Source organism: Thermomonas sp., assembly GCF_047606765.1.
Classification (GTDB): domain Bacteria; phylum Pseudomonadota; class Gammaproteobacteria; order Xanthomonadales; family Xanthomonadaceae; genus Thermomonas.
Genome location: NZ_JASGED010000047.1, coordinates 1 through 6,120, shown reverse-complemented (window position 1 = coordinate 6,120; position 6,120 = coordinate 1). Strand labels below are relative to the sequence as shown.

9 protein-coding genes are annotated in these 6,120 nt (G+C 66.8%); 5 read left to right on the top strand and 4 right to left on the bottom strand.

The genetic code is table 11. The features are described from left to right. Positions 1-380: thymidylate synthase (thyA, locus tag QM612_RS04580; RefSeq protein WP_415252713.1), on the top strand; the 380-nt coding region annotated here is incomplete at its 5' end. A gap of 50 nt (positions 381-430) precedes the next feature. Further along, positions 431-946: a dihydrofolate reductase gene (locus tag QM612_RS04575; RefSeq protein ID WP_415252714.1), complete on the top strand. Its 516-nt coding sequence runs from the start codon at positions 431-433 to the stop codon at positions 944-946. On the opposite strand, the gene QM612_RS04570 is transcribed toward QM612_RS04575, so the two are convergent. Next, positions 918-1,631 carry an arginyltransferase gene (locus QM612_RS04570; protein ID WP_415252712.1) on the bottom strand — a complete coding sequence of 238 codons (714 nt, stop codon included), beginning with the start codon at positions 1,629-1,631 and terminating at the stop codon, positions 918-920. The genes QM612_RS04575 and QM612_RS04570 overlap by 29 nt on opposite strands. 115 nt (positions 1,632-1,746) lie before the next feature. On the opposite strand from QM612_RS04570, the gene QM612_RS04565 reads away from it, so the two are divergent. After that, positions 1,747-2,319, top strand: coding sequence for an EF-hand domain-containing protein (locus tag QM612_RS04565; protein WP_415252711.1), 573 nt, complete (start codon positions 1,747-1,749; stop codon positions 2,317-2,319). Positions 2,320-2,388: 69 nt separating this feature from the next. Here QM612_RS04565 and QM612_RS04560 read toward each other — a convergent pair whose 3' ends face one another. From QM612_RS04560 to QM612_RS04550, 3 genes are all read right to left on the bottom strand, one after another. Beyond that, positions 2,389-3,186, bottom strand: a complete 798-nt coding sequence (locus QM612_RS04560) for a hypothetical protein (RefSeq protein WP_415252710.1) — start codon at positions 3,184-3,186, stop codon at positions 2,389-2,391. Further along, positions 3,183-4,055: an acyl-CoA thioesterase II gene (tesB, locus tag QM612_RS04555; RefSeq protein WP_415252709.1), complete on the bottom strand. Its 873-nt coding sequence runs from the start codon at positions 4,053-4,055 to the stop codon at positions 3,183-3,185. Before tesB ends, QM612_RS04560 begins: the two co-directional genes overlap by 4 nt. Positions 4,056-4,179: 124 nt before the next feature. Then, positions 4,180-4,737: an N-acetylmuramoyl-L-alanine amidase gene (locus QM612_RS04550; protein ID WP_415252708.1), complete on the bottom strand. Its 558-nt coding sequence runs from the start codon at positions 4,735-4,737 to the stop codon at positions 4,180-4,182. Between the two features lie 22 nt (positions 4,738-4,759). Here QM612_RS04550 and QM612_RS04545 point away from each other — a divergent pair, with 22 nt between their 5' ends. Beyond that, entirely contained in the window at positions 4,760-5,284 is a 525-nt protein-coding gene (locus tag QM612_RS04545) for an alpha/beta family hydrolase (RefSeq protein ID WP_415252707.1), read from the top strand. Between the two features lie 4 nt (positions 5,285-5,288). Next, on the top strand, positions 5,289-6,120 hold an 832-nt coding region (locus QM612_RS04540), incomplete at its 3' end, for a THUMP domain-containing protein (protein WP_415252706.1).

The window sequence follows — 6,120 nt, the reverse complement described above, 5'->3', positions numbered from 1 at the left end:
CGAAGATGGCGCTGATGCCCTGCCATTCGCTGTTCCAGTTCTACGTGGTCGATGGCAAGTTGAGCTGCCAGCTTTACCAGCGTAGTGGCGATATTTTCCTTGGCGTGCCGTTCAACATCGCAAGCTACGCGCTGCTCACCCACATGGTGGCGCAGGTTTGCGGGTTGGGCGTGGGCGACTTCGTGCATACGCTGGGTGATGCCCATCTGTATTCCAACCACTTCGAACAGGCGCGCGAACAGCTTGCGCGCGCGCCGCGCGCATTGCCCACGCTGCGCTTGAACCCGGACGTGCAGGACATTTTTGGTTTCACATTCGATGACATCGCCATCGAAGGCTATGACCCACACGCGGCGATCAAGGCACCGGTCGCGGTCTAATATCGTCATGCCCGTGCAGGCGGGCATCCCCATGGATGTTGCCTTTGGACATTTCCCTCATCGCCGCGCTGGGCCGCGACTTCGCCATCGGCAAGGGCAACGCCTTGCCGTGGCATCTGCCGGATGATCTCAAGCGTTTCAAGGCACTGACCCTCGGCAAGCCGGTGTTGATGGGCCGCAAGACCGCACAGTCGCTGGGCCGCGCGCTGCCGAAGCGGCGCAACCTGGTGCTGACGCGAAGCGGCGCGGTGCCGTTCGAAGGCATGCAGGCGGTGGCATCGCTGGAAGAGGCGCGCAGCATCGCGCAGGCCGATGGCGATGAGTTATGCGTGATTGGCGGTGGCGAAATCTATGCGCTCACATTGCCGCATGCCACGCGCATGCACCTGACCCATGTCGATGCCGAAGTCATCGGTGCGGATGCATTCTTCCCGCGCTTCGATGCAGGTGAGTGGCGCGAGACCGCGCGCATCGCGCATCCCGCCGATGCGGCGCATGCGTTTTCCTTCGACTTCGTGGACTACGCGCGCGCCGACCTCACATCCGTTGCCAGCGGTTGCCGTTGAAGCGTTCCAGCGGCTGGAAGCGGCGCTTGTAATCCATCTTCGGATGGCCCTCGATCCAGTAGCCGAGATACAGGTGGGCGCGTCCGTCGCGGCGCGCCCATTCGATCTGTTTCAGCACGCCCAGCGTGCCCAGGCTGCGCTGGGTTTCGTCGGGGTCGTAGAAGGTATAGACCGCCGACAGCGCAGCGCCGGCAAGATCGGTCACCGCCACTGCCAGCAGGCGGTGGGTGCCGCGCTGGCGCAGTTCAAGGAAGCGGCCATCGTTCCAGCTGCCGACCAGGAACTGGTCGAACTCGTTGGCACCGTGGTCGTCCATGCCGCCGCCGGCATGCCGGCTGGACAGGTAGCGGCGATACAGCGCGAGGTGCTCCTGCGTACGCACGGGCGCGACGATGCGCGCATCGACATCGGCATTGTGCGCAAGGCAGCGGCGCTGGCTGCGGTTCGGCACGAAATCCTGAATCGGGATGCGCACCGGCACGCAGGCGCGGCAGCCGTTGCAGCCGGGGCGATAGACGATGTCGCCGGAGCGGCGGAAGCCCCAGTCCAGTGCGGTCGGGTAGAACAGCGGCAGGCGCGGGTCGCGCGGGTCCAGCACCAGGTCGCGCGCCTCGCGGTCGGGCCAGTAGCCGCACGGGTGCGCGCCAGTGCGGAACATGCGCAGATCGTCGCCATTGGTGCCCATGTGGCGAGCATAGCAACGGCCTTGTTCAGCTGCGCGCAGGGTTGGGCGTCAACCGATGTGCGGCGGCAGCGTTTTTCACTGCAAGCCCGGCGCGTGCCGGTATGGAGAGCAGATCATGAACATGCGCAACACCCTGTCCATTGCCGTCCTGGCGCTGCTGGCGTCCGCTGCCACCACCGCCCAGACCGCACCTGCCAAGGCGAAGATCGATGCCAACGGCGACGGCGTCATCACCAAGGCCGAAGCGGCCGCTTTTCCGAAGCTGGCGCAGCGCTTCGACCAGCTCGACGTGAACAAGGACGGCAAGCTGAGCGCAGATGAGCGCCGTGCGATGCATCCGCGCAATGGTCGCGATGGCGCACGCATGCACGAGGCGCGCGCCACCTTGTTCGCCGATGCCGACGCCAACAAGGACGGCAGGCTGAGCCGCGACGAGTTCATTGTCGAGCACAGCGCGCGTGCCGCCGAGCGTGAGCAGCAGCGGGCGCAACGTGCAGGCGAGGCAGGCAAGCAGAAGCCGGCGCGCCCGCAGCCGACCGAAGCAGAGCGCCAGCAGCATATCGGCGCGATGTTTGACCGCATGGATGCCAACAAGGACGGCACGGTGACCAAGGCCGAGTTCGATGCCTTCAAGCCGAAGCCGCGCGGTGATGGACAGCCGCCTGCAAAGCCTGCACCGGTGAAGTAAGCCGGGTATCTGGTTCGTGCTGATTCGACGCCCGGGCATGCCCGGGCGTCGTTGTGCATGGCGCTGCGTTCAGCGCTTGTCCTGTACCTGCCAACGCATGCCGTCGCGCTGTGTTTCGATCACACGCGGCTTGTCTTCGCCCACCACCAGCGTCACCGTGCCGCTGCCGCTGCCATCGGTCATGTAGTCACGCACGGAGATTGCCAGTGCGCCGTCGCTCGGGCAGGCCGTGGCGTCGAGCAGTTTGGTCGCAGTGGATGCCACAAGGCCGGGTGCAGGCGGCTTGCCGTCGATGTCGATGCAGGCGCGTGCCGGCTTGCGTTCGGCCAATGCGCGTTCGATCACCAGCTTCGAAAGCGCGGTGGGCACGTCGGCGCGATAGACCTCCAGCGCCTCCACGGATTCCGGCACCAATGCCGGAAGTGCAGGTTTGGCGGGCGCAACCGGACGTGCAGGTTCATCGGCGGCAGGCAGGTATTTGCGCGCGTTGAATGCAACCAGCGCCACGACCACGCCGATCAGGCCCAGCAGGATCAGCTTGGTGCGCATGCTGCGGCCACCGCCGTCGTCTTTCTTGCCTTCATGCAGCATGGACGTGGGCAGGTAGCTGGAAGCGCCCTCGCGCGAGCTGTCCAGCAGGCCCGCATCGCGCAGTAACTGGCGACCGCGCGGTTGATCCTCGGCCCGCACGATCCACACCGCAGGCTGCGGGCCGGCCTGTTCGCGCTGGCGATAGCTGAAATCGCTGCGGCGGTTGCCGCGGTACGAGCGATCGTTGGTGATCGCCACTTCGATATCGGCCTCGCGCAGCAGTGCGGCCACGGCTTCCACGTTTTCCAGGCGCGGGCTGGTGAAAACCTGCCTCATGCCTGTGCCTGCGGGAGCACGCGGATCATGCCTTCCTGCGCGGTGCTTGCGACCAGGTTGCCGTGACGGTCGAAGACCTGCCCGCGCGCCAGGCCGCGCGCGCCCTGCGCGCTGGGGCTGTCGATGCTGTACAGCAGCCAGTCGTCGGCGCGGAAATCGCGATGGAACCACAGCGCATGATCGAGCGATGCCATCTGCACGTTTGGCTGGTAGTAGCTGATGCCATGCGGGAAGGTGGCGGTGCCGAGCAGGTGGAAGTCGCTGGCGTAGGCCAGCAAGGCGCGATGCAGCTCCGGCGCGTCGCCGACCTTCTGCGCGAGCCGGAACCAGACCTGCTGGAACGGCGGGCGCTTGGGCGGATTCAATTCATCGCGTGGATAGACATGGCGGAACTCGAACGGCCCCATCCGGTCCAGCCAGCGCTGCACCTTGGTGGGCAGTAGCGCCAGTTTTTCCGGCGGAATCGCGGGCGCAGGTTCCAGGTCGTCAGGCTTGGGCACTTCCGGCATCGACAATTGATGTTCCGCGCCGGCTTCCGGCTGCTGGAACGACGCCGCGCAGAAGAAAATCACCTTGCCGTGCTGGATCGCGGTCACGCGCCGCACCGAAAAACTGCCGCCGTCGCGGGTGCGGTCCACGTCATAGACGATGGGGGCTTCGATGTCGCCTGCGCGCAGGAAATAGGCGTGCAGCGAATGCGCGGGGCGTGGCGCGTCCATCGTCGCCTGCGCGGCGGACAGCGCCTGCCCCAGCACCTGCCCGCCGAACACGTACTTGGTGCCGATGTCGCGGCTCTGGCCGCGAAACAGGTTGTCTTCCAGCTGCTCCAGCGAGAGCAGTTCGATCAGTTCGGAAACGGGCGAGGTCATGGCGGGATTATAGGTGGCTGGCCCTGAAGGGCGGCGGGATGCGGCTTGTGTGCCGAGCAAGCTCGGCACCTACGGGTATTGAGGCAGTCCGGATGTAGATGCGGAGCTTGCTCCGCATGGCCAGCTACCCGATCCGCCGCAGCGGCACCGCTTCCAGCACCCGTGCCCACGGGAACAGCGGGCCGGGGTCGAGTTTGCGGCGCACCTTCAGCGCGGGATCGTCGCTGGCTTCGACCTCGTCCGTGTCCAGATCCTCGTGGCCGGCAATCCGCACCAGCGCCGGGATGCGTTCGCGCAGCGCCAGCAGCAGGGCGATCAGCGCCTCCACCTGCGCCTCGGTGTAGGGCTCGTCCATCGTCTGATGGCGCGAATCCAGCCAGTGCGGGAAGCGCCCGGTATTGACCAGTTCGATGCCGATGCTGCGCTGGTTCCAGCCGCGCGTGTGGTGCGCGATGCGTTGCGGCGGCACGTATTCGATGGTGCTGCCGTCGCGGTCGATGTAGTAATGGCCGCTGTTGCCGGTGCGGCTGGTGGCATACAGCACGCGCTCGCCGTACTCGCGCGCGGTGGCAAGGTCGGGCAGTTCCGTGCAGTGGATCACCACGGTGTCGATCCCGGCGAAATGGCGCACGGCCAGGGCATCGACGTAGGGCAGGTGTTCGATGCGGGCGGGCGTGGGCATGTGCCGATGCTAGCATTCACGGATGCGTGGACATTGCATTCTCTCTCACGGCTTTGAAAGCGGCCCCGACGCGACCAAGGTCACCGCACTGGCCGAGGCCGCGCAGCGGCTGGGCTGGACGCATGAGCGGCCGGATTACACCGATCTGGACGCCCGTCGCGAGGTCAGCGAACTGGGCGACGTGCCGGCGCGGGTGGAGCGCCTGCTGGCGCTGGCACGCACCGCCGCCGAGCGTGGCCCGCTGGTGCTGGCCGGCTCCAGCCTGGGTGCGTGGATCAGCGGACATGTCTCGCTGCATCTGCCGGTGCGGGCGCTGTTCCTGATGGCACCGCCGATCGGCATGGGCAAGGCGCCGCCACTACAGGCCGCCGATGTGCCGGTTTCCATCATCCACGGCTGGCATGACGAACTGATCCCGGCCGCGCAGGTGGTGGACTGGGCTGCCGCACGCAATGCGCGCCTGCTGTTGGTCAACGACTCGCATCGCCTCTCCGATCACGTACAGGCCAGTGCGGATGCGTTCGCGGCGTTGCTGGCAACGCTCTGAGCCCATGAAATTCTTCGCATCCTGCGGCAAGGGTCTGGAATACCTGCTGGCCGACGAACTGCTGGCGCTGGGTTGCGCGCGCGCCACCGCCGCCATCGCCGGTGTCAACGTGGAAGGCACGCTGACGGACGCGCAGCGCGCGGTGCTGTGGTCGCGCCTTGCCAGCCGCATCCTGTGGCCGATCGCCGAGTTCGAATGCGCCGATGAGCACGCGTTGTATGCAGGCAGTGCCGCCATCGACTGGACGCGGCACCTGCAGCCTGCGCACAGCATCGCCATCGATGCGCACGTCTCCGGCAATGCAATCACTCACGCGCGCTACGCCGCGCAGCGGGTCAAGGACGCCATCGTCGATACCTTGCGCGCCAGCACCGGGCAGCGGCCCGATGTCGATGTCGAATCCCCTGACGTGCGCATCAACCTGGTCATCCGCAAGGGCCGCGCCACGCTGTCCATCGACCTGTCAGGCGGGCCGATGCACCGCCATGGCTGGCGACGCGCGCAAGGCGAAGCTCCGCTGAAGGAAAACGTGGCGGCAGCGGTATTGCTGCGTGGCGGCTGGCCGCAGCTGTATGCCGAAGGCGGCGACCTGCTCGACCCGATGTGCGGCAGCGGCACCTTGCTGGTTGAAGGTGCGTTGATGGCTGCCGATGTTGCCCCCGGCCTGATGCGGCATGCCGGCGCGGTGCCGACGCGCTGGACGGGCTTTGATGGCGATGGCTGGCGCGACCGCGCGCCTCGCGCTCCAGCGCTTCCACGCACAGCGCGCGCCAGCCATCGCCATCAAAGCCCGTCCAGCGCGTCGGCACCGCGCCGGCATGCCGCATCAGGCCGGG